The sequence below is a fragment of the Rhodococcus sp. DN22 genome (genome assembly GCF_036669995.1).
Classification (GTDB): domain Bacteria; phylum Actinomycetota; class Actinomycetes; order Mycobacteriales; family Mycobacteriaceae; genus Rhodococcus_F; species Rhodococcus_F erythropolis.
Map to the genome: position 1 here is coordinate 2471597 of NZ_CP133326.1, position 23849 is coordinate 2495445.

Genomic DNA, 23849 nt, shown 5'->3' on the forward strand with positions numbered 1-23849 from the left:
CTAGCGCGCGGGACGGCCCCCGGTGGAACCTGCGGTGCGAGCGCCGCCGCCGGTGCGGGGACGGCGAGCGCCGCCGCCTGCATGTTCCTGACGAGCAACTCCGCCGGTGCGAGCACCGCGTGACTGACCGCCTTGTCCGGAGCGCGCCTGACCCGAACGTGCTGCGCCGCCGCGTCCACCCTGGCCGGCGGGACGCTGTCCGCGTCCACCGTTCGGCTGGGCCGGAGCCTTCGGAGCCGGCGTGACGTGCGGTGCGATGTCGCCGACCAACTTGACGACGTGCTCGGAGTTGGCAGTCGAACGAACCGGGGTCACCTTGATGGCTGCCTTACGCATGAGGATCGCGAGATCCTTACGCTGCTCGGGCAGAACCACGGTGACCACGTCGCCGGCGCTGCCTGCTCGAGCGGTGCGACCACTGCGGTGCAGGTACGCCTTGTGCTCGGCCGGCGGATCGACGTGGACGACCAACTCGACGTCGTCGACGTGGACGCCGCGCGCTGCGACGTCGGTGGCGACGAGGACGCGCGCTTCACCGGCGGAGAATGCCGCCAGGTTACGGTCGCGAGCAGCCTGAGAGAGGTTGCCGTGCAGGTCCACTGACGGGATGCCCGACTCGGTGAGCTGGCGAGCCAACTTGCGTGCCTGGTGCTTGGTGCGCATGAACAGGATGCGACGACCGGTACCGGAAGCGAGCTTCTCGACCAGAGCCTTCTTGGCTTCGACGCCGTCGACGTCGAACACGTGGTGCGTCATCGCTGCGACGGGGGAGTTGGCCTCGTCCACCGAATGCATGACCTCGTTCTTGAGGAAACGCTTGACGAGCTTGTCGACGCCGTTGTCCAGCGTTGCCGAGAAGAGAAGGCGCTGCCCGTCCTGCGGGGTGGACGAGAGGATGCGGGTGACGACGGGCAGGAAGCCGAGGTCGGCCATGTGGTCGGCCTCGTCGAGCACGGTGATCTCGACGGCGTCGAGGCTGACGAACTTCTGCTTCATGAGGTCTTCGAGGCGACCGGGGCAGGCGACGACGATGTCGACTCCGGCCTTGAGGGCCTGAACCTGGCGGTGCTGCGAGACGCCGCCGAAGATGGTGGTCACGCGCAAGTCGTATGCGGCGGCCAACGGTTCGAGGGTTGCGGTGATCTGGGTGGCGAGCTCACGCGTCGGTGCGAGGACCAGGCCGAGCGGTCGACCCGGACGACGCTTGCCTCCGGACAGTTCGCCGGCGAGGCGGGAGACCATGGGGATGGAGAACGCGAGGGTCTTGCCGCTTCCGGTCTTTCCGCGGCCCAGTACGTCGCGCCCCGAAAGAGTGTCGGGGAGGGTGTCGATCTGGATCGGGAACGGAGAAGTGATTCCGCCGTCTTCGAGAGCTTTCACCAGCGGTGCGCGCACACCGAGGGCTGCGAAGGTGGTAGCGGGCGTAGAGATGTCAGACAAGTGTGTTCAGAGCCTTTCGGGCACGTGTTCGTGCCCGGATGCCGACACGGGAATTAACCGGTCGAACAATCAAGCACAGTGGTGGCGGCGCTGCCGGTCGGCAGGCTTCTTCGCCGTAAGAAGAGCGGGTGCATTGAGCACTCAGCAAGAAAATTTGCGTTCTACGACGCTGGATGCCCGATTTCAGGCACCTAGTGGTCGCAACTCTACCTTCTCGGAGCGTTCGACCTACAACCCGACCCATTCGGAGACGCCGTTTGCGAAGTGTTGCCGCTTCCAGATCGGTACCTCGTGCTTGATGCGCTCCACCAGTTCGGCGCACGCGGCGAACGCCTCCGCTCGATGCGGGGCGGCGACGGCGGCGACCAGTGCGAGGTCACCGATCTCGAGGTGGCCGACGCGATGGATCGCGGCAACCGGCAGGCCGGTCGAGGCTGCAACCTCTTGGCAGCACGTCTCGAGAAAGCGTTCCGCGTCCGGGTGTGCCTGGTACTCCAACGCTGAAACTGCTTGACCTCCATCGTGATTGCGCACCGTTCCCGTGAACACCACAACAGCGCCGTTCTTCGGACCGGCAACGGCGGCGTCGACGGTGTCTGCGTGAATCGGTTGCTCGGAGATCCGAGCCAGTAGCTCACTCATCGTGTGCTCCTCCGCCTGCGACCTGCGCGAGCAGGTGATCGATGATGGGTTCGAGGACGGCGAGACCGTCCTTCACTCCACCGGGAGAACCCGGAAGATTGACGATGACCGTCGTACCTGTGAGACCTGCCACACCACGGCTCAGTGACGCGTGCGGGGTCTTCTCGAGGCCCTTGGTTCGGATCGCTTCTGCGACCCCGGGCAACTCACGGGTCAAGACTGCCCGGGTAGCTTCCGGCGTTGCATCCGTGGGGGAAGCACCGGTGCCGCCGGTGCTGATGACAAGCGACGGGGAGCCCTCCTTGGCGTCAGCGATGCCTGCCGCGATGTCTGCGTCGGCGTACACAAGCGGTCCACGCACCTCGAAGTCCCGCTCGCGTAGCCAGGCTGCGATCGTCGGTCCGGTGGTGTCGGGTCTGGTTCCGTTGGCACCGCCGGTGGAAGCGACGAGGACGGTTGCGGACCGTGGCGAGGCGAAGGCGTGCGCCGGAGATGTCTGTGAGTTCTGAGTGTCGCGGGTCCAATGTCCGTGTTTACCACCGTCTTTGGTGAGCAGGCGAACACCGTTCATAGTGGCTCCGGGATCGACCGCTTTGACCATGTCGTGCAAGGTCAGGCCGGCTACCGCGACGGCGGTGAGTGCTTCCATCTCGACGCCGGTCTGTCCGCGAGTCTTTGCCGTCGCTTCGACGGTGATCGAGGTTTCGGTGAACCCGAATTCCACCTTGACCGACGAAAGCGCGAGCTGATGACACAACGGGATCAGCTCTGACGTCTTTTTTGCACCGGCGATTCCGGCAATGCGCGCGGTGGTGAGGACATCGGCCTTGGGCATGCCGTCGGCGCGGACGAGGCGAACTACCTCGGCGGTCGTGACGAGTTCACCGGCAGCGACGGCGATGCGCGTCGTCTCGGCCTTGGCGCTGACGTCGACCATGCGCGCTCGGCCTTCGCTGTCGACGTGTGTCAATTCGGTCATGAGTGTCCTTTGAATCAGATCGAGTGAATCAAAACGAGGAAGTCGAGAGCGGGAGGACATCGACGAGATCGCCCGCTCCGAGTTCGGTCACGGCAGCGGGGACGTCGATCAGGACGTCGGCCCACGCCATTGCTGCAACGAGGTGCGAGCCGGGTCCGGCCACGAGTTCGATACCGTCCGCAGTTCTACGCGCGCGCAGGAACTGGCGCTTGCCATCCACCGAACGCAGCGGTGCAGTCAGTGGCAGCCGTTCGCGCGGGATCTCGGGCAGACCCGCGGCCCGGCGCAGTTCGCCGCGGGCGAAGACCTCGAACGAGACCATCGTGCTGACCGGGTTGCCCGGGAAACTCAGTACCGGCACTTCGTTCACCACTGCAGTGCCTTGCGGACCGCCAGGTTGCATTGCGACGTGGCCGAAGTGTGCACCCAGAGGGGTGAGAGTTTCCTTCACCACCTCGAAATCGCCCATGGACACCCCACCGGAGGTGAAAACCAGATCGGCGACCGAGGTTGCGTACGAGAGTAATTCGCGGAACTCGGCGGGGTCGTCGCTGCTTCGGGCGACGGAGACGACATCGGCGCCGTTGGCTTCGGCCAATGTTGCCAAAGCTGGGCCGTTGGAATCGTAGATCTCGCCGGGTTCGAGAGTTGTTCCGGCACTTTTCAGTTCGGCGCCCGTCGTAATTATCGCGACCCGTGGCTTCGTGTACGTGTCGAGCGAGGCCAGGCCCACAGCACTCAGCGCGGCGATATGGCGAGGTTCCAAGTGTGTTCCGGCCGTGACCAGTAGCATTCCGGCAGTGATGTCGCTGCCACGTTCGCGAACGAATTCGCCTACAGACCTGCCCCGTTCGATGGTGACCACGTGTTCGGTGACGCCCGTGGTGTCCTCGACGGGAACGACGGCGTCGGCACCCTCGGGGAGCGGCGCACCGGTCATGATGCGAAATGCCGATCCTGGAAGGTGTTTCGGTGGTTTTCCGCTTCCCGCGGCGATCACGCCTCGAACCGTCAGTGTCGTGGGAACCGAGGCAACGGATGCGGCGTCGACCGCATATCCGTCCATCTGTGAGTTGCGGAAGAGGGGCAGGTCCACCGGCGATGCGATATCCGAGCAAGTTATGCGCCCCAACGCTTCTGCCGTCGGAACCGCCGACGGAGAGAGGGTGTGCAGGCCGGTGAGCAATCCGGAGATGTGCGCAGCGTGTTCCTCGACCGAACGCGCGCTCATGACAGTAACCTCGACAACCTCGACATGTTTTGATCCTAGGCGGTGTGGTCCGTCCGACACACGGAGTACGGCTTTCGGTCATACTGGAGCAATACGGAAGTTGGTGAAGTGATGACAGTGGTCTCGATGGGAATTCCCACCGTGCGGTTTGACGCTGCCTCCCTCGCCGGTCGTCCCGAGACGGATCTCCTGGTCGACAGGTTCGGGCGTGTTGCCAGAGATCTGCGAGTCTCGATCACCGAGAAGTGTTCACTTCGTTGCACGTATTGCATGCCGGAGGAAGGCTTGCCGGCCATCGCTGCGGAAGACCTTCTGAGTGCCGACGAGATCGTTCGAGTAGTCGGAATCGGTGTCGAACGAGTCGGTATTCGCGAGGTGAGATTCACCGGCGGCGAGCCGCTGATGCGTAGTGACCTCGAAAAGATCATCGCGGGATGCGCCGCGCGTGTGCCAGGAATTCCACTTGCCATGACCACCAACGCCGTTGGGCTCGAACATCGTGCCGCAAAGCTGGCTGCAGCTGGTTTGACCCGCGTGAATGTTTCCCTGGATTCGGTTGATCGCGCGCACTTCGCGGAATTGACGCGTCGAGACAGGTTGCCTTCGGTTCTCGCGGGAATCCGAGCGGCCGCGGTGGCTGGCCTTGCGCCGCTCAAGGTAAATGCCGTTCTCATGCGCGAAACGCTCCACGGCGCGGCGGACCTTTTACAGTGGTGCCTCGACGCCGGAGTCGAATTGCGGTTCATCGAACAAATGCCTCTCGATGCAGACCATGCTTGGGCGCGCGAGAACATGGTGACTGCGGCTGAATTGCTGTCGGTATTGAGTGACCGTTTCGAATTGGCCGCAATCGGTCGCGAAGACCCGTCGGCTCCTGCTGAAGAATGGCGTGTCAACGGGACTGAAATGACGGTGGGGATCATCGCTTCGGTGACGCGCTCGTTCTGCAGTGATTGCGATCGGACGCGAATGACTGCAGAGGGGACAATTCGGTCATGTTTGTTCAGTGACCGTGAAGTTGATCTGCGTGCCGCGCTCAGGGCCGGAGCAAGTGACGACGAACTTGCGGATTTGTGGCGCGGTGCGATGTGGAACAAGTGGGCAGGGCACGGCATCGACGCCGCGGACTTCGTTCCGCCGGAAAGAAGTATGGGAGCGATTGGTGGCTGATCCGCATTCGATCTCGGTTCGTTACTTTGCTGCTGCAGCGGATGTATCCGGTTGCCGTAGCGAGGTAGTCGCCATTTCGCCCGACAACACACTTGCCGAGTTGGTGGCGGTCTTGGTCGGGCGATACGGACCGGAGATGGAGCGAGTGCTGTCGGTCTCGGCTTTCCTCGTCGGTGACGAGTTGACCCGCGACGTCTCTCGAGCCTCCGGTAGCGCTGTCGATATTCTTCCGCCTTTCGCTGGAGGCTAGTCCGAGAATTGCCGGCGTAGCTATTTGTGGGCTGCCGACGTATTGTCCTTTTTCGGTTTCCCGGTCCAAATATTTATATCTTGATCACTCCAGCTCAAGTGGCATCTATCTCCGTTTTCTCCATTGTTGGTCAATTGTCCAGCATTGGTCGCTTTGTTTAGTTTCTCCTACTTTTGGGGGAGTAAATGCACTTCTAATTGCCCAGGTGAATTGTCATCTGTTTGGATGACAAAAGAAATACCTTCGCTGTTGGTAATTGTCGACATGTGTTAATTTTGGCGCAATTCCACTCGGGATATGTGAAAGGTATTTCAATGTCGATTAATTCCACGCGCCGTGTCGGAGTCGTCGTAGCGCTCCTCGGGGCAGCTGCACTCACCGCTCCGGCAATTGCTACTGCGCTTCCGTCCACCGGTTCTCTCGGCTCTTCTGCGCCGGAAGCCTCGTGCTCGACCCTGTCCACCGAAGCGACGCCGAACGGGTGGGGCATCCCGTTCACCGACGAGAAGGATCAGACCGCGTCGTACTCGGCCGACAACGTTCTCGACAAGGACGGTTCACTGAAGCTGGCCGTCGACAGTACCGGCGATCGTTCGGTTTCCTACCATTCGGCCGGCGGTATCAAGCTGTCCGACGCAGTCAGCAAGGCGATCGGTTTCGCCGAGCGCGCCGCCACGCCGACTGCGGCGTTCCAGCTCCGCCTCACCGGAACCACCGGCGGAAAGTTCGAGAACGGATTCACCACCTTGGTGTGGGTCCCGGGACCGGACGCGACGCCGACGGCTGACGGCGGCGTTCACGCGGATCTCCAGAAGGGCGTGTGGTGGAGCACTCAGAACATCGACGGCGCCAAGGACCGCGTGTCAGTGCCTTTGGCTGACATCGTCGCCGCGAACCCGAAAGCGGTAGTCGACCACTACGGCGTCAGTGTCGGGACCGGTTCCGCTGCCACCTCGACGCTGGTCGATGCGGTGCAGTTCAACGGATGCACCACCAACTTCGCGAAGAAGGATCCGGCTTCGGGAACGGGTTCGCTGGGCGACGTCTTCGGCAGCCTGTTCGGTAGCTAGTCGCTGGTAAGAGTTACTTCCACCAGTCATCCAGGGGTGTGACCGGCACCGTGCGCTTGTGACGAGTGTTGGCGAACATCTTCTCGAGCTTTTCGGCTACCTCGGAGGAAACGTCCTTTCCTTCGAGGTAGTCGTCTATCTGTGAGTACGTGACGCCGAGGGCAACTTCGTCGGGCAGCGCGGGTCGGTCGTCCTCGAGGTCGGCGGTCGGCACCTTGCGCCACGTGCTCTCGGGTGCGCCCAATTCCTGCAGCAATGCAGCGCCCTGACGTTTGCTCAGGCCGGTGAGCGGCGTGATGTCGACGCCGCCGTCACCGAATTTCGTGAAGAAGCCGGTAATCGCTTCTGCGGCGTGGTCGGTACCGATTACCAAGTAGCCGAGCTGACCGGCAATCGCATACTGAATGACCATTCGTTCGCGCGCCTTGATGTTGCCGCGGACGAAGTCGCGTAGTTCGCCGTTCCCCAACGCCTCGGAGGCCTCACGGGCTGTGGCGTCGGCGCCAGGCTTGACGTTGACCGTGAGAGAGCGGTCCGGCTTGATGAAGCCGAGTGCGATCTGAGCATCGGATTCGTCGGCCTGCGCGCCATAGGGGAGTCGAACGGCGACGAACTCGGCCTCGTGGCCTTCTTCACGAAGTTCAGTGACCGCGCGTTGGGCGAGGGCTCCGGCGAGCGTGCTGTCCTGACCGCCGCTGATTCCCAGAACGAACCCTTTGGCGGGGGTCGAGCGCACGTAGTCCTTCAGGAACTGGACTCGCGCGCGAACCTCCGCTGCGGCGTCGATTGTCGGCTTTGTGCCGAGTTCTTCGATGATGCTTTCACGCAGTGTGGCCATGAATGGACTCTAGCGATGTGAGCAGGCGCGTGCAGTGCCACCGTATCCGGGGCGGTACGGTCGCGCACATGAGTGCGAACAACGTTCTGGTGGTCAGTGCGACGAAGTCGGAAGCGGCATACGTGCCGCAAGGATACGAACTGCTGATCACGGGGATTGGAAAGGTCAGTGCTGCAACAGCAGTCGCTTCTGCTCTCGCGCGGTACGAGCGGGAGAATCTGCCGCTGGTCGTCAACATCGGGACCGCCGGTGCGCTGCACGCGCACCACGGTGGCCTCTATGTTCCCGGGGTTGTCATCAATCACGACATCAGCAGCACCGCGATCCGAGCGCTGGGGCACGAGGTCGCGGACCGTTTGGTGCTCGCCGGCGGTGACGACTCGGTGTTGGCGACCGGCGACGCATTTATCGCCGACACTGCGACCCGGGACGCTCTCGCTCAGCGAGCCGATCTGGTCGACATGGAGGGGTTTGCCATCGCATTCGCCGCGCAGGCTGCGGGTGCTACCTGCCGACTCGTCAAACATGTCAGCGATCACGCGGACGACTCGGCCTTGGACTGGCCCGCGATGATCGATGCCAGCGCCCGCGAATTGGGGCGCTGGCTGCTCGACAACGTCTGATCGAGCCTGCAGCGTCTGGTCAAGCCTGCGCAGTCAGTATCAATCCGGTGTTGTCGGGCTTGCGCAGGGTCAGCGTGTCGGCGTCGACGGTGTAGCTCACTTCACCGTCGAGTACCGCCAGGATCTGACGCTCGATGTCCATGTTCTCCTCGGGGCAGGCCATTCGCGTGGTTGCCATCGGCGTGAACGTGACTGTGGTGTCGGAGACCTGGGCGCTTCCGGTCATGCGATTGCATCCGGTGGTTCCGCTGACCGAACCGTCTGCGGCAATCGTGAGTTCGGGAGCTGACGTCTCCAGAGCCAGGCTCGTACTGATCGCATCGGGACTGATGAGTGACGTGACGGTCCACGTCGTGCCCTGCAGAGGTCGATCCGGCGTGACGATCTTCTTGTCCTGCAGAGTCACTGTGGCGTCGTCCGATGTCAGGGTGAGGGTGTCGCCGTCGAGGCTCCACGTCGGCGCGGAGGTCAGCAATGTTGTTGTCCAGGCGTCGGATTCGGCGATGCCGGGAGGGCAGCCCATCATGGTCGACGCCATGGTGCCGGTGGTCAGCTTGCCGTCGGTGAACTCGACCGAGCCGTTTGCCGTGTTGCATCCGGCACTCGCGGACACTCGATCCGCTTGGCTGAAATCGAGAGTCAGCGGGCCACCGCCGGGAATTTGTGTTCCGTCGACGGAGGTCGAGATGAAGACGCGGCCGGAGGGGTCCGTCTTGTCCTCGGGGGAGTCGGACGAAGCGGAGCAACCGCTTACCGCGGCGATGGTCAGGAGGCCGATGACGGCAGCTGCGATGCGCATGGGCTCACATTAAGTGGTGGGACGGATCTGGGGAGTCAACATCGAGTAACGCGCCGGGCAAGGTCTTCCCAGCCGGCGGCCAGGCGCTCGGTGGTCATCCCGAGATCGCGAACCTGATGAAGGACAAGCGACGCTTCGAGCGGTGCCAACAGTGCTGAAGCGAGCAGATCGAGGTCGCCCTCGACGCCGGCTCCTCGAAGAAGTCCGATGACGTGAGCGATGCCGAGCGCCCGGGCCGGACCGCCGAAGCGGTATTCAGGAGCGTTCTCCGCAGCACGGAGGACTTCGCCCTGTACTTCCACCATGGCGATCCGAGCTCGTCCGAACGCGATGAGGCGCTCGATCGGCGGCGCGCCCGGCCCCAACGGTGGGGGGCCGAACATGAATGCCTGCTGCAGTTCTCGCTCGGTGTGATCGAGCAGTGCCTGCATCAGTCCCGATCGATTGCCGAAGCGCCGAAAAACTGTGCCCTTGCCCACACCGGCCCGGCACGCGACGGCATCCATCGTGACCGCGTCGACACCTCGCTCGGCGACGAGGAGGGCTGCGGCGTCGAGCAGAAGTACGCGGTTACGTGCTGCGTCACCGCGCTCGACGGGTACGGCGCCGATCTGGGGGAGGGGGATTGCGCTCACGGGATCAGGTTACAGGGCCGGGGAATGTAAGTGGACCGCGGTCCGTTTAGTTGATATAACTTTCAACCGGAGCCACCAACCGCACCACTCTCGAAGGAATCTCGTTATGTCACAGACCAATGTTCTCGTTCTCGTCGGCAGCCTGCGCGCCGGATCCGTCAATCGCCAGCTTGCCGAGACGGCTGTGTCCGCCGCGCCCGAGGGTGCAACGCTGACGGTCTTCGAAGGCCTCGCCGACGTCCCCTTCTACAACGAAGACATCGACGTCGAGGGTGCTTCCATTCCCGCTGTCGACGCACTGCGCGCCGCTGCGAGCGACGCTGACGCGTTCCTGCTCGTCACCCCCGAATACAACGGCACCATCCCCGCAGTTCTGAAGAACGCCATCGACTGGATCTCGCGTCCGTACGGTGTCGGTGCCGTCAAGGACAAGGCTGTCGCAGTCATCAGCGCGTCGCCCAGCGGCAACGGCGCCAAGTGGGCACACGAAGACACCACCAAGGCAGTCCGCATCGCCGGCGGCAAGGTCGTCGAGGACACCGCACTGAGCATCGGTGGAACCGGCGCACTGTTCGGTGAGCTGCACCCGCGTGAGAACGCAGAGGTGCTCGCTCAGGTCTCCAAGGTCGTCTCCGACCTCGTCGACGCCAGCAAGCAGCTCGTCAACGCGTAATCCGTTTCACGAGCGAGGGCCATGCCGGAAGGTATGGCCCTCACTCGTATGCGATTCGCGCCCGTCTGTGCGCTAGAGCCCTTCGCGTTCCATCGCGTCGTCGACGGCGTCGCGAACCGCTTCGAAATCCTTGCCGGCCATCATCGCTTCGCCCATCGCGGCGTCGATACGGTCGGCGACGACGGCGTACCGACGCTCCCAGTTCTCCTTGTCCTCCCGCCAGTAACCCATCACGTGCATGCGGGGTGCCGGGATTTCCGATGTTCGACGCAGATGGGCGCGGATGCGTCTGGCGGTCGTGGCCTCGACTGCGCACCAGATGTAGCCCTCGCCGCGAGGCAGGGGAATGGCAGCCAATTCGGCGAGCAGTGAGTCTGCTTCGTCGATCCATCGGTAATGAGCGTCGGCGCGCGTCGTGAACGTCTGCTGTTCGCTCGACGCGGGCACCTGTGCAATGACGTGGATCGGTAGACCGTCGGGTGCTTCTTCCAAGATCCGCCCGATCGCAGGCAGTGCGGCGTGATCGGCGACGAGTAGCAGCCAGTCGCACTCTGCCGGCGGCTTGAACCACCCGCTCGCAGTCGAAAGATGGACGGTCTCGCCCGGTTGCGCATTCTCGGCCCAGAGCGCAGCTCCGCCGTGGCCGTGGAGAACGAAGTCGATCTCCAGTTCGTTCTTCGAGGGCTGCCAGCGCCGGACCGTGTAACTACGGGCGTGAGGGGGGTCGAGGGGGAATCTGACGAGCACCCGTTCGTCGGGGCTCCCGCTCGTCTCGAAGTCGCTCAGGCCCGCACCGCCGAAGGTGATTCTGCGCATCTTAGGTGTCACCTGCTGCGTTCTCGTCACGGTTGCCTGGTGGCGCGGAGCTTCGTCCTTCGGGGGTGTTTCCACGACGCTCATGGTAGGTCCGAGTAGTGGTTTTCAGATGCTGTCGGGCCTGCGGCCGAAATGTGACGGGCGACACGCCGACGCGCCGGAAGATGTGTGCGCTGAACTGGGGCTACCTGGGAATTTCAACGATGTGACTCACAACATCTCGCGTTATGTGTTTCTGTCGGCCACTAGGTGTAGTGTCTTGAGCACTGAGAGACCACAACGCGGAACGCCTCGAGCGAGACTCCGGCAATCGGTCGAATCGGTGCTGAACATCACTACATCGGCCTTTGTTGGCTAAGCGAAAGAGGGACTCTCATGAGCATCACCGTCTACACCAAGCCCGCTTGCGTTCAGTGCAATGCCACCTACCGCGCCCTCGACAAGGCCGGTCTCGAATACAACATCATCGACATCACCGAGGATGCCGAAGCCCGCGACTACGTCATGGCTCTCGGGTACCTCCAGGCGCCCATCGTGGTTGCCGGTGAAGATCACTGGTCGGGTTTCCGTCCCGATCGCATCAAGACCCTGACCGTCGCTGCTTGAAGCGCCGCAGTGTCGGCGGTGGACACCTCCGCCGACACATCTGAGTAGTTCCGGGCACCGTACAAGAAAATGGTGACAACCGATGACTTCGCTGGTCTATTTTTCCAGCGTGTCGGAGAACACCCACCGATTCGTTCAACGTCTCGGCCTGCCTGCGACACGTATACCTATCCATGACCGTGACGGCTCATTTCGTGTAAACGAGCCCTATGTGCTGATTCTGCCCACCTATGGTGGCGGGGTCACCGTGACAGGGCGCGACACCAGTTATGTGCCGAAGCCGGTCATTCGTTTTTTGAACAATCCACACAACAGGTCGTTGATCAGAGCAGTGATCGCGGCGGGAAACACCAATTTCGGTGAGTCCTTTTGCTATGCAGGAAACATCATTTCCCAGAAATGCCACGTTCCTTTTCTGTACCGGTTCGAACTCATGGGCACTGCCGAGGATGTCGACCGAGTACGAGAAGGCTTGGGGGAGTTCTGGAATCATCTCGAAACAGAGAAGGAGCACGGGCAGTGGCGCCAACCATCACTGACACGATCGCGGCAGGAAGCGTAGAGCGTGATGCACGCGGCGGCGATTCCACCAACGGTCTCGACTACCACGCACTCAATGCCATGCTCAACCTGTACGGCGCCAACGGTGAGATCCAGTTCGAGATGGATGTCGCTGCAGCCCGTCAGTACTTCTTGCAGCACGTCAACCAGAACACCGTGTTCTTCCACAATCTGGACGAGAAGCTGGACTACCTCGTCGAGGAAAACTATTACGAGCCCGAGGTTCTCGATCAGTACTCACGTACTTTCGTGAAGTTCCTGATCGATCACGCGTACGCCAAGAAGTTCCGCTTCCCGACGTTCCTGGGTGCATTCAAGTACTACACCTCCTACACGCTCAAGACCTTCGACGGTAAGCGCTACCTCGAGCGTTTCGAAGATCGTGTCTGCATGGTTGCGCTCACCCTGGCCGCAGGCAACGAAGACCTGGCCGTCGAACTCGTCGACGAGATCATCGCCGGACGCTTCCAGCCCGCCACCCCGACGTTCCTGAACTCGGGCAAGAAGCAGCGCGGTGAGCCCGTGTCCTGCTTCCTGCTTCGTATCGAAGACAACATGGAGTCCATCGGTCGCTCCATCAACTCGGCACTGCAGCTGTCCAAGCGTGGTGGCGGAGTTGCCTTGCTGCTCACCAACGTTCGTGAGCACGGCGCACCGATCAAGAAGATCGAGAACCAGAGTTCGGGTGTCATCCCGATCATGAAGCTTCTCGAGGACTCGTTCTCCTACGCCAACCAGTTGGGTGCGCGTCAGGGCGCCGGCGCCGTGTACCTGCATGCGCACCACCCCGACATCTACCGCTTCCTCGACACCAAGCGTGAGAACGCCGACGAGAAGATCCGCATCAAGACGCTCTCTCTCGGCGTCGTGATCCCGGACATCACTTTCGAACTGGCGAAGAAGAACGAGGACATGTACCTGTTCTCGCCGTACGACGTCGAGCGCATCTACGGAGTTCCGTTCTCCGACATCAACGTCTCCGAGAAGTACTACGAGATGGTCGACGACAAGCGAATTCGCAAGTCCAAGATCAAGGCCCGCGAGTTCTTCCAGACCGTCGCCGAATTGCAGTTCGAATCGGGCTACCCCTACATCATGTTCGAGGACACGGTGAACCGGGCAAACCCGATCGAAGGCAAGATCACTCACTCGAACCTGTGCTCGGAGATCCTGCAGGTTTCGACGCCTTCACTGTTCAACGACGACCTGTCCTACTCGAAGGTCGGCAAGGACATCTCCTGCAACCTGGGTTCGCTGAACATCGCGAAGACCATGGACTCGCCCGACTTCGCCAAGACCATCGAAGTGTCGATCCGCGGATTGACGGCAGTGTCCGACCAGACACACATCTACTCGGTGCCGTCGATCGAGCAGGGCAACAACGACTCTCACGCCATCGGCCTCGGTCAGATGAACCTGCACGGATACCTCGCTCGTGAGCGGATCTTCTACGGCAGCGAAGAAGGCATCGACTTCACGAACATCTACTTCTACACCGTGCTGTTCCACGCACTGCGTGCGTCGAACAAGATCGCCATCGAGCGCGGCTCGTACTTCAAGGGTTTCCCGGAGTCGAAGTACGCCTCGGGTGAATTCTTCGACAAGTACACCGACCAGGCCTGGGAGCCGGCAACCGACAAGGTTCGCGGACTCTTCGCCGATGCGAAGCTGCACATCCCCACCCAGGACGACTGGCGTGAGCTGAAGGCTTCGGTTCAGAAGCACGGTATCTACAACCAGAACCTTCAGGCCGTCCCGCCGACCGGCTCGATCTCGTACATCAACTACTCCACCAGCTCCATCCACCCGGTGGCGTCGAAGATCGAGATCCGCAAGGAAGGCAAGATCGGTCGCGTCTACTACCCGGCGCCCTACCTGACCAACGACAACCTGGAGTACTACCAGGATGCCTACGAAATCGGGTACGAGAAGATCGTCGACACCTATGCTGCGGCAACGCAACACGTCGACCAGGGCCTGTCGCTGACGCTGTTCTTCAAGGACACCGCCACCACCCGCGACATCAACAAGGCGCAGATCTACGCGTGGCGTAAGGGCATCAAGACGCTGTACTACATCCGTCTGCGTCAGATGGCACTCGAAGGCACCGAGGTCGAGGGCTGCGTTTCCTGCATGCTGTAAAGGGCTCCGCCCCGTGCGCCTTTTCGGTAGTGGTTACTACCGAAAAGGCGCACAGGGGTATCAGGCCGGCGGACGGCCTGGACCGTGCATCTTGCCGGCATTCTTCGGCATTCGACCGTGCTCGGTGAGTGCGCGCCGAAGGAGAAACTCGATCTGGGCGTTGGTACTTCGGAGATCGTCGGCGGCCCAGCGGGCAAGCGCGTCGTGCACCGCTGGGTCCAACCGAAGCAGGATCTTCTTACGCTCCGATCTCGGAGCTGGATCCGTGGCCATGTGGCCTTTCCTTTACTGGTAGAGCGAACCGGTGTTCAGCACCGGTTGTGCGTCGCGGTCGCCGCACAGCACGACCAGAAGGTTACTGATCATCGTGGCCTTGCGTTCCTCGTCGAGTTCGACGACGTGCTTTTCCTCGAGCTGCTTGAGTGCCATGTCGACCATGGACACCGCACCTTCGACGATTTGCTTGCGGGCGGCGATCACTGCACCCGCTTGCTGGCGCCGAAGCATTGCGCTGGCGATCTCGGGTGCATACGAGAGCCTGTTGATGCGTGTCTCGATAACTTCGACACCCGCCGCACGCACGCGGGCGTGAACCTCCTCCGACAAGGTGGTGGTGATGATATCGGCGTTCTCGCGCAACGAGACTCGGCCTTCGGCGTCGTACGGGTAGCTGCCGGCGATATGGCGGACGGCCGCCTCGGTCTGCACCGAGACGAACTCCTCGTAGTCGTCCACCTGGAATGAGGCGAGCGCTGTGTCGGCAACTTGCCAGACGACCACCGCCGAGATCTCAATGGGATTTCCGTCGGCGTCGTTCACTTTCGCCTGACCGGTCTCGTGGTTTCGGATACGCGTCGAGATCGATCGACGGACAGTCAGCGGATTTGTCCATCGCAGTCCCGGCGTGCGCAGGGTGCCGCTGTACGAGCTTCCCAGGAGTTGAAGGACTCGGGCTTGATTCGGTTGCACCAAGGTCAGGCCCATCAGCAGGGGGAGTGACGCGATGAACAGCACCACACCGACCGGAATCAGGGCGAAGAGTCCCAGAACTCCGCCAACGACGGACAGCGCGATTCCGGCCAGGAAGAGAAGTACGCCGCCGAGGAGCATCCAGCTGCCGGACAGGTCCCAGCCTGGGCGTTCGGCGATCGTTGTGGTGGCGACTCCGGTCGGTTTCTCGGCCACGGTGGGTGTGCTGGTCATGCGGGACTCGCTTTCCATCGGTAAGTGATATTTAATTGATATCACATTTTTTGTACTCGTGGAGGGGCGCGTGCGACACATGTTGTTGTGTTGGCATCGCGGACCCGACACAACGGGTAGTGTTCAGGCAAGCCAACATTCGGCAGTATCTCTCTCGCTAGGTAGGAATTATGGTCAAGCTGGTCAGTCGCGTTTCCGCCATCAACTGGAATCGCGTCCAGGACGAGAAGGACGCCGAGGTATGGGATCGCCTCGTCAGCAATTTCTGGCTGCCCGAAAAGGTGCCGGTCTCCAACGACATCCCGTCCTGGGGAACGCTGACCGCGCAGGAGCAGCAGCTCACCATGCGCGTCTTCACGGGCCTGACGCTGCTCGACACCATCCAGGGAACGGTCGGCGCCGTCAGCCTCATCCCGGACGCGATCACTCCCCACGAAGAAGCGGTGTACACCAACATCGCCTTCATGGAATCGGTGCACGCGAAGAGTTACAGCTCGATCTTCTCGACGCTGTGCTCCACCCCGGACATCGACGACGCGTTCCGCTGGTCGGAGGAGAACCCCAACCTGCAGCGCAAGGCGCAGATCGTTCTCGACTACTACAACGGCGAGTCGCCGCTCAAGCGCAAGGTCGCCTCGACGCTCCTCGAGAGCTTCCTCTTCTACTCCGGGTTCTACCTGCCGATGTACTGGTCCTCGCGAGCCAAGCTCACCAACACCGCAGACCTCATCCGCCTCATCATCCGCGACGAGGCCGTGCACGGGTACTACATCGGCTACAAGTACCAGAAGGGCCTCGAACAGCTCACCGAGGCCGAGCGTGAAGAGCTCAAGAACTACACGTTCGAGCTGCTCTTCGAGCTCTACGAGAACGAGGTCGACTACACGCAGGACCTCTACGACGGCGTCGGCCTGACCGAGGATGTCAAGAAGTTCCTGCGCTACAACGCCAACAAGGCGCTCAACAATCTCGGCTACGAAGGCCTCTTCCCGAAGGACGAGACGGACGTCAATCCGGCTATCCTGTCGGCACTTTCACCGAATGCGGACGAGAATCACGACTTCTTCTCCGGCTCGGGAAGCTCCTACGTCATCGGCAAAGCCGTCAACACCGAAGACGACGACTGGGATTTCTAGAGCGACCCGCTCGGGATTTCTAGAGCGACCTATATACCGAAGCCCGACTCCTGCACACGCGGGAATCGGGCTTCGGTCGTCGATGGGGGAGTGGGTCAGCGCAGAAACCACGCTTCCGGCTTGTCCAGCAATGCTTTTGCGAGGCGCAGACGCGAGGTTTCCGTCATGTCCGAAGGCAATTCGCTCGGCGCGAACCACGCGACCTCGAGGTTTTCGTCGTCCGCCACGTGTGCATCTCCGCCGGTCCACCTGGCCAGGAAGCAGACGTCGAGGTACTGGGTCACGTCACCATTGGGGTACGTAATGGGTTCTGTGACATCGACACTCGTGATCCGAATCAATTCGGCGTCGACGCCGGTTTCTTCCTTCGCCTCCCGCACCGCCGCCGCCGACGGTTCCTCTCCGGGCTCGAGAACGCCGGACACGACGGCCCACTGACCGTTGTCGGCGCGGCGGGTGAGCAGGACCCGGCCGTCGTCGTCGCGGATCACGACGCTCACGCCGGACAGCCAGAGCGGCGCATGACCGACCTTCTCGCGCAAAGCGACAATGAATTCCGGGATCGGCATGATCAGAACCCGACCGTCACAGTTGTGGCGAGCCGCCTCGAATGTGGGAGTAGCGGTTCGTTCCAGTCAGCTCGCATATCCGTTCAAGGTTCCCTTCAAGTCCGCCAATACGGCACGGGCGGCAGTCATCCCGTTTCCGTTCCAGATTTCGTCTTCAGCGACGAACACACGCCGGTCGGTGGCGGCGGCGAGGTCCTGCCACTGGTCGCTCTTCATGATCTCGGTGCCGTAGGTACGGCCGTTCGGCCCGTCGAAGAGTACGTAGATCAAGTCACCTTCGGCGGCGCTGAGATCGTCGGCCGGAATCGGTGCTGTGGTCGCATCGGTCAATCGCTGCGCCGGTGGGCGCCGGACGCCGACGTCGCTGAGGATCTGTCCGGCGAAGGATGCGGGACCCTCGATCTGCAGGTCCTTCGAACCGAACCGAACCACTGATGCCTGCGTCTGTGATGCATTCAATGCGTCGCCGAGCTGCACGACGTCCTGCTGGTAGCGGTCCAGCTCCGTCGCAGCCGCGGACGAACGGCCAAGTGCCTGGCCGGCGAGGGCGAACTGCGCTTTCCAGTACACGGGATCCGAGCCGGCGAACACGGTGGGGGCAATGGCGTCGAGTTGCCCGTACAAACCGTCGGACGCCGGACTGGACCCGAGGATCAAGTCCGGCGCGGCGGCCTTCACGGCGTTGACGTCGGGTGCGCTCACGGGGCCGACGCTCGGAATCTCCGAGATGCCGAAACCGAGGTACGACGGTTGAGGCGAGTCGACACCGGTCGCGGCGCCCACTACCCGCTCCCACAGACCGAGGGCGCACACGGCGTCCATCGAGACGCTGTCGAGGACCACGATCCGTTGGGGATCGGAAGGAACCTCAGTTTCACCCGCAGTGTGTACGACTCGACGCTTCACCCCGGGGCCCGCTCCCGGGTCGGCTTGCGTCGGCGTCGGGCACGCGGTGGCGGTGTCGCGTTCGATACCCATCACGCCGGCACCGGCGATCGACGTAGTGGTCCGGACGATAGTGCTCGCGGGATCGTCCGACGAGCCGGACGAGCAACCACCGAGGACGAGCATCGTGGCAGCGATCCCCAGGATCGAGACACGACGAATGGACGTGCGGGCGGTCGTGTGTGAGAGAACAGACGTGCGTGAGAGAACAGACAAGTCGACGGCTTCCTGTGTGAGCGGGCGCCGTTCAGGTTAGCTGTTCGACTCAGCTGTTCTGCTTGTCCACCTCGAACGTGTCCGAAAGGTCGTCGAGGATCATGTGGGCGCCCTGGATGCTGACCGGCGACATCCAACGTGAATCGTCCACGTCGACCTTGCGTCCTCGAAGGGTCTGCCACAGCGGGCTCTCGAGGAACGGCTTCGCAGCTTCGGCGCTCTTGCCCTCGGCGTCTTGCCAGGTGCTGATGAAGATGACGTCCGCGTCGGCTTCGTTGATCAGCTCGGGGCTGATCTTCATCATGATGTTTCCGGCATCGGCGGGGTCAGGTCCCTGGTTGTTCGGGCGCTTCAATCCGGCGTCCTGAAGGACGATGCCGCTGAACGAGGTGGTGCGGTAGAGGCGTGCCGTCGGTTCACCGGCGAATCGGACTACCGAGATGACCGGGTTGTTCGCCTTCTCGTTGATTTCCTTGCCGACGGTGGCTGCGCGGGTTTCGTACTCGGTGATCTTCGCCTCGGCCAGTGACTCCTTGCCCAGCGCTTGACCGACCAGGCGGATGTTGTCCTTCCACGTCGGGCCGGTCGTCTGAGTGAAGACGGTGGGTGCGATTGCGGACAGTTGTTCGTAGTTCTTCCCGTCGCGGACCTCGGCGGAGATGATGAGGTCCGGCTGCAGTGCGGCGATCTTCTCGAGGCTTGCACTGCTGACCGTGCCGACCGAGACGGCGTCCGCGGCGAATTCCTCCCGGGAGGATCCGAGGTAGTCGGGCAGACCGGGCTCGCGGTAGTCGACGTAGCCGACGAGCGGGGATTCGAGGAGAAGGACGGCGTCGGTGAAGCTGTTGTCGAGCGCGACGATCCGCTGGGGTGCTGCCGGGATTTCGGTGCTTCCACGGAAGTGTTCGATCGTGCGGGGGAATGCGCCCGACTCGGTCGAGGTGGTGGTTGCAGCGGGCTCGTCGTTACTCGAGCAGGCTGGAACGACCAAGGCGATCGAGGCTGCGACGGCTACCAGCGCGGCGCGGCGGGGAAAGAATTTCACTGAATACTCCTGAGGTGAGTTAGGCGAGGGTGACCTTATCAGTGGAGGAGATGGCCGAAAACGGACACCGGCCGAATTCTTCGACGGGTACGACACGCCGATTCGGATGTGGGTTCGGACTCCCGAGGGAACATAAACCGCAGGTCGTTCGTTTGGTGCCCCCAAAAACGGATGCTCGAGTACGACGCAGAGTAGGACCGGGTCGCGGTGCCTCGGAGTCACGGTCTACGATTCGATGAGCGCAAGCCAGAAGCCGTTGTCCGCAGCCCGGGCGACGGACCCTGCGGGCGCAACCAAGGGCTCTTTGACGGAGTCTGCGGAGCGACCAAAGGCACATTCAGGAGGATCAGTGACTGCCGTAGCGCCCCAGCCAGTCCCCACGATAGCGCCGGCCAGGCCTTACCCGCCGCGGCAGGGACCCAAGGGCTCATTCATTTTCAAGATGATCACGACCACCGATCCCAAGGTGCTCGGAATCATGTACTTGGCGACTTCCATCGCCTTCTTCCTCATCGGTGGCCTCATGGCACTGATGATGCGTGCCGAACTTGCTGTACCCGGCATGCAGTTCCTTTCCAACGAACAGTTCAACCAGCTGTTCACCATGCACGGCACGATCATGCTGCTGCTGTACGCGACCCCGATCGTCTTCGGCTTCGCGAACTACATTCTTCCGCTCCAGATTGGTGCACCTGACGTCGCGTTCCCGCGTCTGAACGCGTTCAGCTACTGGCTGTACCTGTTCGGCGCGATCATCACGACGGCCGGATTCGTCACGCCCGGTGGCGCAGCAGACTTCGGTTGGACGGCATACACGCCGCTGACCAGCGCGCTGCACAGCCCCGGCGTCGGCGCCGACCTGTGGGTCTTGGGTCTGGCTGTCGCCGGCCTCGGCACCATCCTCGGTGGCGTCAACATGGTCACCACCGTGATCTGCCTGCGCGCACCCGGTATGACCATGTTCCGCATGCCGATCTTCACCTGGAACATCTTCATCACCAGCATCCTGATCCTGCTGGCGTTCCCGCTACTGACCGCTGCATTCATGGGACTGTTCGTCGACCGCCATCTCGGTGGACACATCTTCGACCCGGCAACGGGCGGTGTGCTCCTGTGGCAGCACCTGTTCTGGTTCTTCGGTCACCCCGAGGTGTACATCATCGCGCTGCCGTTCTTCGGCATCGTCTCGGAGATCTTCCCGGTCTTCAGCCGTAAGCCGATCTTCGGCTACAGCGGCCTGGTGTACGCAACGTTGGCCATCGCCGCTCTGTCGATCGCAGTGTGGGCTCACCACATGTACGCGACCGGCGCTGTTCTCCTGCCCTACTTCTCGTTCATGACGTTCCTGATCGCCGTGCCGACAGGTGTGAAGATCTTCAACTGGATCGGCACGATGTGGAAGGGGCAATTGACCTTCGAATCGCCGATGCTGTTCTCGATCGGCTTCCTGATCACCTTCCTCTTCGGTGGTCTGTCGGGCGTCATCCTCGCGAGCCCGCCGCTCGACTTCCACGTCACGGACAGCTACTTCGTCGTCGCCCACTTCCACTACGTGGTCTTCGGTACGGTCGTGTTCGCCACGTACGCCGGTATCTACTTCTGGTTCCCGAAGATGACCGGCCGCATGATGGACGAGCGCCTCGGCAAGTGGCACTTCTGGACCACGTTCGTCGGCTTCCACGGCACGTTCCTCGTCCAGCACTGGCTCGGTGCCGAAGGTATGCCGCGTCGTTACGCCGACTACCTGCCCTCGGACGGGTTCACGGTTCTGAACTCGGTGTCCACGATCTTCGCGTTCGTACTCGGTGCCTCGACGCTCCCGTTCATCTGGAACGTCTTCAAGAGTTACCGCTACGGCGAAGTGGTCACCGTCGACGATCCGTGGGGCTACGGAAACTCGCTCGAGTGGGCGACAACCTGCCCGCCGCCGCGTCACAACTTCACCGAGTTGCCGCGCATCCGCAGCGAGCGTCCGGCCTTCGAGCTGCACTACCCGCACATGGTGGAGCGAATGCGCGCAGAAGCGCACGTCGGCCCCGGTCACGGTGGGAAGAACGCCAGCACCGTGCTCGAAGATGCTCGTCACGAGCCGCTCACAGTCGGGGACGAAGGCGACCCCGGCACCGACAGCCGCTCCTGAGCGAAGTAACACACTGAAGTAATCAGCGAAGGCCCCGCCCGAGTAACGGGTGGGGCCTTTCGCTTGGCACAATGGTGACGATCAAGACGCGAACGAAGAAACGATCGGAGTTTTCGGTGGGTGCCTCTGACACCACTGTTCTGGTGACTGTGACCGGGCCGGACCGCCCTGGTGTCACCTCGGTACTGTTCGCGGCGCTGTCGCGGCACGATGTGCGTCTGCTCGACGTGGAGCAGGTGGTGATTCGAGGTCGACTGACACTCGGCGTCATGGTGGCCTGCCCGAACGATCCCGAAGCCCTTCAGGAAGAGCTCGAACAGGCGATGGCGACGGTCGGAATGAACGTCGACATCGAAATCGGTGCCGATCCAGGTCGACCTGCAGTGTCCACTCACGCGGTCGTTGTTCTCGGCAGCCCCGTCAATGCCCGCGCAATGCGCTCGGTAGCACGCGAACTCGCGAAGCAGGGCGCCAACATCGACTCCATCCGTGGTGTCGCCGACTATCCGGTCACCGGCCTCGAACTCAGCGTCAGCGCAGCCGATACTGTCGACGGCGACGCGAAGCTGCGTACCGGACTCGCCGAGGTCGCCGCTCTCGAAAACGTCGACATCGCAGTCGAGCGCGCAGGACTGGCTCGCCGGGCCAAGCGTCTGATCGTGTTCGACGTGGACTCGACGCTCGTACAGGGCGAGGTCATCGAGATGCTCGCCGCGAAGGCCGGCGTCGAGGACGAGGTCCGCGCCGTCACCGAAGCTGCGATGCGCGGCGAGATCGACTTCACCGAATCACTGCACCAGCGGGTGGCGACACTCGCCGGTCTCGACGCGTCCGTCATCGACGAGGTGGCAGAGAGCATCGAACTGACGCCGGGGGCGCGCACCACGATTCGCACCCTGCGCCGCCTCGGATTCCACTGCGGCGTGGTGTCCGGCGGTTTCCGCCAGGTCATCGAAGGCCTCGCACACGAACTCGAACTGGACTTCGTGCACGCCAACACCCTCGAGATCGTCGACGGCAAGCTGACCGGACGTGTGATCGGTGAAATCGTCGACCGCGCTGCGAAGGCCGTCGCGTTGCGCAAGTTCGCCGATCAGGTCGGTGTGCCGATGGAACAGACCGTCGCCGTCGGTGACGGTGCCAACGACATCGACATGCTCAACGCCGCGGGACTGGGTGTGGCGTTCAACGCCAAGCCCGCGTTGCGGGAGGTCGCGGACGCGGCTTTGTCGCATCCCTTCCTCGATGCTGTGCTGTTCATTCTCGGTGTGACCCGCGACGAGGTCGAGGCTGCGGACGCCGTCGACGGTGGCGTACGACGCGTACCGATTCCATGAGTTCCGATCCAGCAGTCAGTTCCGATCCCGATTCTCGCTGGCGCGAGCGCCACGCGGTGTTGGCCGCTGGGTACGGTGGGCGAGACGATCCCGCGGATCCGGCACTGGTGTTGGCGATGCCGATCATTCTCCACATCCCGAAGGCAGACCCGCCGAAGCGCACTGCACTGCTCGAGGCTGCCGCAACGGCGGCAGTGGCGCTGTGCCTGGACGAACGCGTCGGGTTCACCGAAGACGGGGAGCCCGGCCCGTGGCACGAGGACTATTCGGCGTGGGTGAGTGCCCGGATCCGGAAAGTGTCTCGCCGAGCGCGTGGAGCCCAGTGGCTCGCCGCGCAAGAGGTACCGGGAATCACCGTCGACGTGGATGGCGCCCAGGCGCGGGCTCTGGTTCCCGGGCCGGTCGGAGAACTGGACCCGCGAATCAAGAAGTTGCAGATCGGTGGCACCGACCTGGAGCACGACGAGCCTGGCCAGCCCGAGCCCGGTCTTCCGGTGCTGTGGATCGACTCGGAGCTCGAGATGACGGTAGGCAAGGCGTCGGCACAGGTAGGGCATGCCTCGATGTTGTTGGCAGCGGCCATGTCCGAGAAACAGTGCTGGGTATGGGCGCAGAACGACTTTCGCTGCTCGGTACGCGACGCAAGTCCGAAACAGTGGGCCGAGGCAGTAGACCGATTGAAGCGGTCGGAGGCTGTCGCGGTTCGTGATGCGGGCTTCACGGAAGTGGCACCAGGCTCCATGACAGTCATCGCGGTTCCGTAGAGACCTAACCGACCAGTCC

The 23849-nt window shown here is 62.5% G+C and carries 25 protein-coding genes; 12 read left to right on the forward strand and 13 right to left on the reverse strand.

All coding sequences use genetic code 11. The features are described 5' to 3' along the window. The 4 genes from RA302_RS11330 to glp form a co-directional block, all read right to left on the reverse strand. Positions 1–1440 (reverse strand): DEAD/DEAH box helicase, encoded by a 1440-nt coding sequence (locus RA302_RS11330; RefSeq protein ID WP_019747875.1) that lies wholly within the window; start codon positions 1438–1440, stop codon positions 1–3. 228 nt (positions 1441–1668) lie between these two features. Continuing rightward, the gene (locus tag RA302_RS11335; protein WP_003944730.1) at positions 1669–2082 is read right to left on the reverse strand and encodes a molybdenum cofactor biosynthesis protein MoaE; all 414 of its coding nucleotides are present in this window, start codon (positions 2080–2082) and stop codon (positions 1669–1671) included. Further along, complete coding sequence (gene moaCB / locus RA302_RS11340) at positions 2075–3061, reverse strand: bifunctional molybdenum cofactor biosynthesis protein MoaC/MoaB (protein WP_047889494.1); 987 nt, start codon at positions 3059–3061, stop codon at positions 2075–2077. Before moaCB ends, RA302_RS11335 begins: the two co-directional genes overlap by 8 nt. A gap of 28 nt (positions 3062–3089) precedes the next feature. Further along, on the reverse strand, positions 3090–4292 hold the full coding sequence (gene glp / locus RA302_RS11345) for a gephyrin-like molybdotransferase Glp (protein ID WP_113682985.1): 1203 nt from the start codon (positions 4290–4292) through the stop codon (positions 3090–3092). A gap of 111 nt (positions 4293–4403) precedes the next feature. Here glp and moaA point away from each other — a divergent pair, with 111 nt between their 5' ends. The 3 genes from moaA to RA302_RS11360 all read left to right on the forward strand — a co-directional run bounded on the left by moaA (position 4404) and on the right by RA302_RS11360 (position 6782). Beyond that, positions 4404–5462 (forward strand): GTP 3',8-cyclase MoaA, encoded by a 1059-nt coding sequence (gene moaA, locus RA302_RS11350; RefSeq protein WP_020969279.1) that lies wholly within the window; start codon positions 4404–4406, stop codon positions 5460–5462. Next, positions 5455–5712: a MoaD/ThiS family protein gene (locus RA302_RS11355; RefSeq protein WP_003944706.1), complete on the forward strand. Its 258-nt coding sequence runs from the start codon at positions 5455–5457 to the stop codon at positions 5710–5712. Before moaA ends, RA302_RS11355 begins: the two co-directional genes overlap by 8 nt. Positions 5713–6026: 314 nt before the next feature. Then, positions 6027–6782: a hypothetical protein gene (locus RA302_RS11360; RefSeq protein ID WP_084326398.1), complete on the forward strand. Its 756-nt coding sequence runs from the start codon at positions 6027–6029 to the stop codon at positions 6780–6782. A 13-nt stretch (positions 6783–6795) separates the two neighbouring features. On the opposite strand, the gene nadE is transcribed toward RA302_RS11360, so the two are convergent. Then, positions 6796–7620, reverse strand: a complete 825-nt coding sequence (nadE, locus tag RA302_RS11365) for an ammonia-dependent NAD(+) synthetase (protein WP_042951470.1) — start codon at positions 7618–7620, stop codon at positions 6796–6798. A gap of 68 nt (positions 7621–7688) precedes the next feature. Between nadE and RA302_RS11370 the strand changes: the two genes are divergently transcribed. Continuing rightward, positions 7689–8243, forward strand: a complete 555-nt coding sequence (locus tag RA302_RS11370) for a nucleosidase (RefSeq protein WP_020969282.1) — start codon at positions 7689–7691, stop codon at positions 8241–8243. Positions 8244–8262: 19 nt separating this feature from the next. Here RA302_RS11370 and RA302_RS11375 read toward each other — a convergent pair whose 3' ends face one another. After that, positions 8263–9042 (reverse strand): META domain-containing protein, encoded by a 780-nt coding sequence (locus RA302_RS11375; RefSeq protein WP_020969283.1) that lies wholly within the window; start codon positions 9040–9042, stop codon positions 8263–8265. A gap of 35 nt (positions 9043–9077) precedes the next feature. Beyond that, the gene (locus RA302_RS11380) at positions 9078–9677 is read right to left on the reverse strand and encodes a TetR/AcrR family transcriptional regulator (RefSeq protein WP_019747883.1); all 600 of its coding nucleotides are present in this window, start codon (positions 9675–9677) and stop codon (positions 9078–9080) included. A 106-nt stretch (positions 9678–9783) separates the two neighbouring features. Between RA302_RS11380 and RA302_RS11385 the strand changes: the two genes are divergently transcribed. After that, positions 9784–10350 (forward strand): NAD(P)H-dependent oxidoreductase, encoded by a 567-nt coding sequence (locus RA302_RS11385; RefSeq protein WP_019747884.1) that lies wholly within the window; start codon positions 9784–9786, stop codon positions 10348–10350. A gap of 72 nt (positions 10351–10422) precedes the next feature. On the opposite strand, the gene RA302_RS11390 is transcribed toward RA302_RS11385, so the two are convergent. After that, positions 10423–11250 carry a siderophore-interacting protein gene (locus tag RA302_RS11390; protein ID WP_024487207.1) on the reverse strand — a complete coding sequence of 276 codons (828 nt, stop codon included), beginning with the start codon at positions 11248–11250 and terminating at the stop codon, positions 10423–10425. A gap of 291 nt (positions 11251–11541) precedes the next feature. On the opposite strand from RA302_RS11390, the gene nrdH reads away from it, so the two are divergent. The 3 genes from nrdH to nrdE all read left to right on the forward strand — a co-directional run bounded on the left by nrdH (position 11542) and on the right by nrdE (position 14475). Beyond that, positions 11542–11772 (forward strand): glutaredoxin-like protein NrdH, encoded by a 231-nt coding sequence (gene nrdH / locus RA302_RS11395; RefSeq protein ID WP_019747886.1) that lies wholly within the window; start codon positions 11542–11544, stop codon positions 11770–11772. Positions 11773–11854: 82 nt separating this feature from the next. Continuing rightward, complete coding sequence (gene nrdI, locus RA302_RS11400; RefSeq protein ID WP_019747887.1) at positions 11855–12334, forward strand: class Ib ribonucleoside-diphosphate reductase assembly flavoprotein NrdI; 480 nt, start codon at positions 11855–11857, stop codon at positions 12332–12334. A gap of 59 nt (positions 12335–12393) precedes the next feature. Next, positions 12394–14475: a class 1b ribonucleoside-diphosphate reductase subunit alpha gene (gene nrdE, locus RA302_RS11405; RefSeq protein ID WP_007736057.1), complete on the forward strand. Its 2082-nt coding sequence runs from the start codon at positions 12394–12396 to the stop codon at positions 14473–14475. Positions 14476–14535: 60 nt separating this feature from the next. On the opposite strand, the gene RA302_RS11410 is transcribed toward nrdE, so the two are convergent. Both RA302_RS11410 and RA302_RS11415 read right to left on the reverse strand, forming a co-directional pair. Then, a complete protein-coding gene (locus tag RA302_RS11410; protein ID WP_003944723.1) occupies positions 14536–14748 on the reverse strand; it encodes a hypothetical protein in 213 nt (70 codons plus the stop codon). 12 nt (positions 14749–14760) lie between these two features. Beyond that, positions 14761–15678, reverse strand: coding sequence for an SPFH domain-containing protein (locus tag RA302_RS11415; RefSeq protein WP_003944699.1), 918 nt, complete (start codon positions 15676–15678; stop codon positions 14761–14763). A gap of 170 nt (positions 15679–15848) precedes the next feature. Here RA302_RS11415 and nrdF point away from each other — a divergent pair, with 170 nt between their 5' ends. After that, positions 15849–16814, forward strand: a complete 966-nt coding sequence (nrdF, locus tag RA302_RS11420; protein WP_003944744.1) for a class 1b ribonucleoside-diphosphate reductase subunit beta — start codon at positions 15849–15851, stop codon at positions 16812–16814. 95 nt (positions 16815–16909) lie between these two features. On the opposite strand, the gene RA302_RS11425 is transcribed toward nrdF, so the two are convergent. The 3 genes from RA302_RS11425 to RA302_RS11435 all read right to left on the reverse strand — a co-directional run bounded on the left by RA302_RS11425 (position 16910) and on the right by RA302_RS11435 (position 19589). Continuing rightward, complete coding sequence (locus RA302_RS11425; RefSeq protein ID WP_019747889.1) at positions 16910–17383, reverse strand: NUDIX domain-containing protein; 474 nt, start codon at positions 17381–17383, stop codon at positions 16910–16912. Between the two features lie 66 nt (positions 17384–17449). Next, positions 17450–18544, reverse strand: coding sequence for an iron-siderophore ABC transporter substrate-binding protein (locus tag RA302_RS11430; protein ID WP_338480706.1), 1095 nt, complete (start codon positions 18542–18544; stop codon positions 17450–17452). A gap of 49 nt (positions 18545–18593) precedes the next feature. Further along, complete coding sequence (locus tag RA302_RS11435; RefSeq protein WP_080910891.1) at positions 18594–19589, reverse strand: iron-siderophore ABC transporter substrate-binding protein; 996 nt, start codon at positions 19587–19589, stop codon at positions 18594–18596. A 349-nt stretch (positions 19590–19938) separates the two neighbouring features. On the opposite strand from RA302_RS11435, the gene ctaD reads away from it, so the two are divergent. The 3 genes from ctaD to RA302_RS11450 all read left to right on the forward strand — a co-directional run bounded on the left by ctaD (position 19939) and on the right by RA302_RS11450 (position 23830). Beyond that, on the forward strand, positions 19939–21729 hold the full coding sequence (gene ctaD, locus RA302_RS11440; protein WP_020907234.1) for a cytochrome c oxidase subunit I: 1791 nt from the start codon (positions 19939–19941) through the stop codon (positions 21727–21729). Between the two features lie 116 nt (positions 21730–21845). Continuing rightward, positions 21846–23066 (forward strand): phosphoserine phosphatase SerB, encoded by a 1221-nt coding sequence (serB, locus tag RA302_RS11445; RefSeq protein WP_020969288.1) that lies wholly within the window; start codon positions 21846–21848, stop codon positions 23064–23066. Beyond that, positions 23063–23830, forward strand: coding sequence for a peptidyl-tRNA hydrolase (locus tag RA302_RS11450; protein WP_338480710.1), 768 nt, complete (start codon positions 23063–23065; stop codon positions 23828–23830). Before serB ends, RA302_RS11450 begins: the two co-directional genes overlap by 4 nt. Positions 23831–23849 lie beyond the last annotated feature (19 nt).

Bases quoted from the DNA above. Each gene is read 5' to 3' on its own strand.
- RA302_RS11335 (WP_003944730.1), bottom strand. From the start codon at position 2,082: ATGAGTGAGCTACTGGCTCGGATCTCCGAGCAACCGATTCACGCAGAC.
- moaCB (WP_047889494.1), bottom strand. From the start codon at position 3,061: ATGACCGAATTGACACACGTCGACAGCGAAGGCCGAGCGCGCATGGTC.
- glp (WP_113682985.1), bottom strand. From the start codon at position 4,292: ATGAGCGCGCGTTCGGTCGAGGAACACGCTGCGCACATCTCCGGATTG.
- moaA (WP_020969279.1), top strand. From the start codon at position 4,404: ATGACAGTGGTCTCGATGGGAATTCCCACCGTGCGGTTTGACGCTGCC.
- RA302_RS11360 (WP_084326398.1), top strand. From the start codon at position 6,027: ATGTCGATTAATTCCACGCGCCGTGTCGGAGTCGTCGTAGCGCTCCTC.
- nadE (WP_042951470.1), bottom strand. From the start codon at position 7,620: ATGGCCACACTGCGTGAAAGCATCATCGAAGAACTCGGCACAAAGCCG.
- RA302_RS11370 (WP_020969282.1), top strand. From the start codon at position 7,689: ATGAGTGCGAACAACGTTCTGGTGGTCAGTGCGACGAAGTCGGAAGCG.
- RA302_RS11375 (WP_020969283.1), bottom strand. From the start codon at position 9,042: ATGCGCATCGCAGCTGCCGTCATCGGCCTCCTGACCATCGCCGCGGTA.
- RA302_RS11385 (WP_019747884.1), top strand. From the start codon at position 9,784: ATGTCACAGACCAATGTTCTCGTTCTCGTCGGCAGCCTGCGCGCCGGA.
- RA302_RS11390 (WP_024487207.1), bottom strand. From the start codon at position 11,250: ATGAGCGTCGTGGAAACACCCCCGAAGGACGAAGCTCCGCGCCACCAG.
- nrdH (WP_019747886.1), top strand. From the start codon at position 11,542: ATGAGCATCACCGTCTACACCAAGCCCGCTTGCGTTCAGTGCAATGCC.
- nrdI (WP_019747887.1), top strand. From the start codon at position 11,855: ATGACTTCGCTGGTCTATTTTTCCAGCGTGTCGGAGAACACCCACCGA.
- nrdE (WP_007736057.1), top strand. From the start codon at position 12,394: ATGCTCAACCTGTACGGCGCCAACGGTGAGATCCAGTTCGAGATGGAT.
- RA302_RS11410 (WP_003944723.1), bottom strand. From the start codon at position 14,748: ATGGCCACGGATCCAGCTCCGAGATCGGAGCGTAAGAAGATCCTGCTT.
- RA302_RS11415 (WP_003944699.1), bottom strand. From the start codon at position 15,678: ATGACCAGCACACCCACCGTGGCCGAGAAACCGACCGGAGTCGCCACC.
- nrdF (WP_003944744.1), top strand. From the start codon at position 15,849: ATGGTCAAGCTGGTCAGTCGCGTTTCCGCCATCAACTGGAATCGCGTC.
- RA302_RS11425 (WP_019747889.1), bottom strand. From the start codon at position 17,383: ATGCCGATCCCGGAATTCATTGTCGCTTTGCGCGAGAAGGTCGGTCAT.
- RA302_RS11450 (WP_338480710.1), top strand. From the start codon at position 23,063: ATGAGTTCCGATCCAGCAGTCAGTTCCGATCCCGATTCTCGCTGGCGC.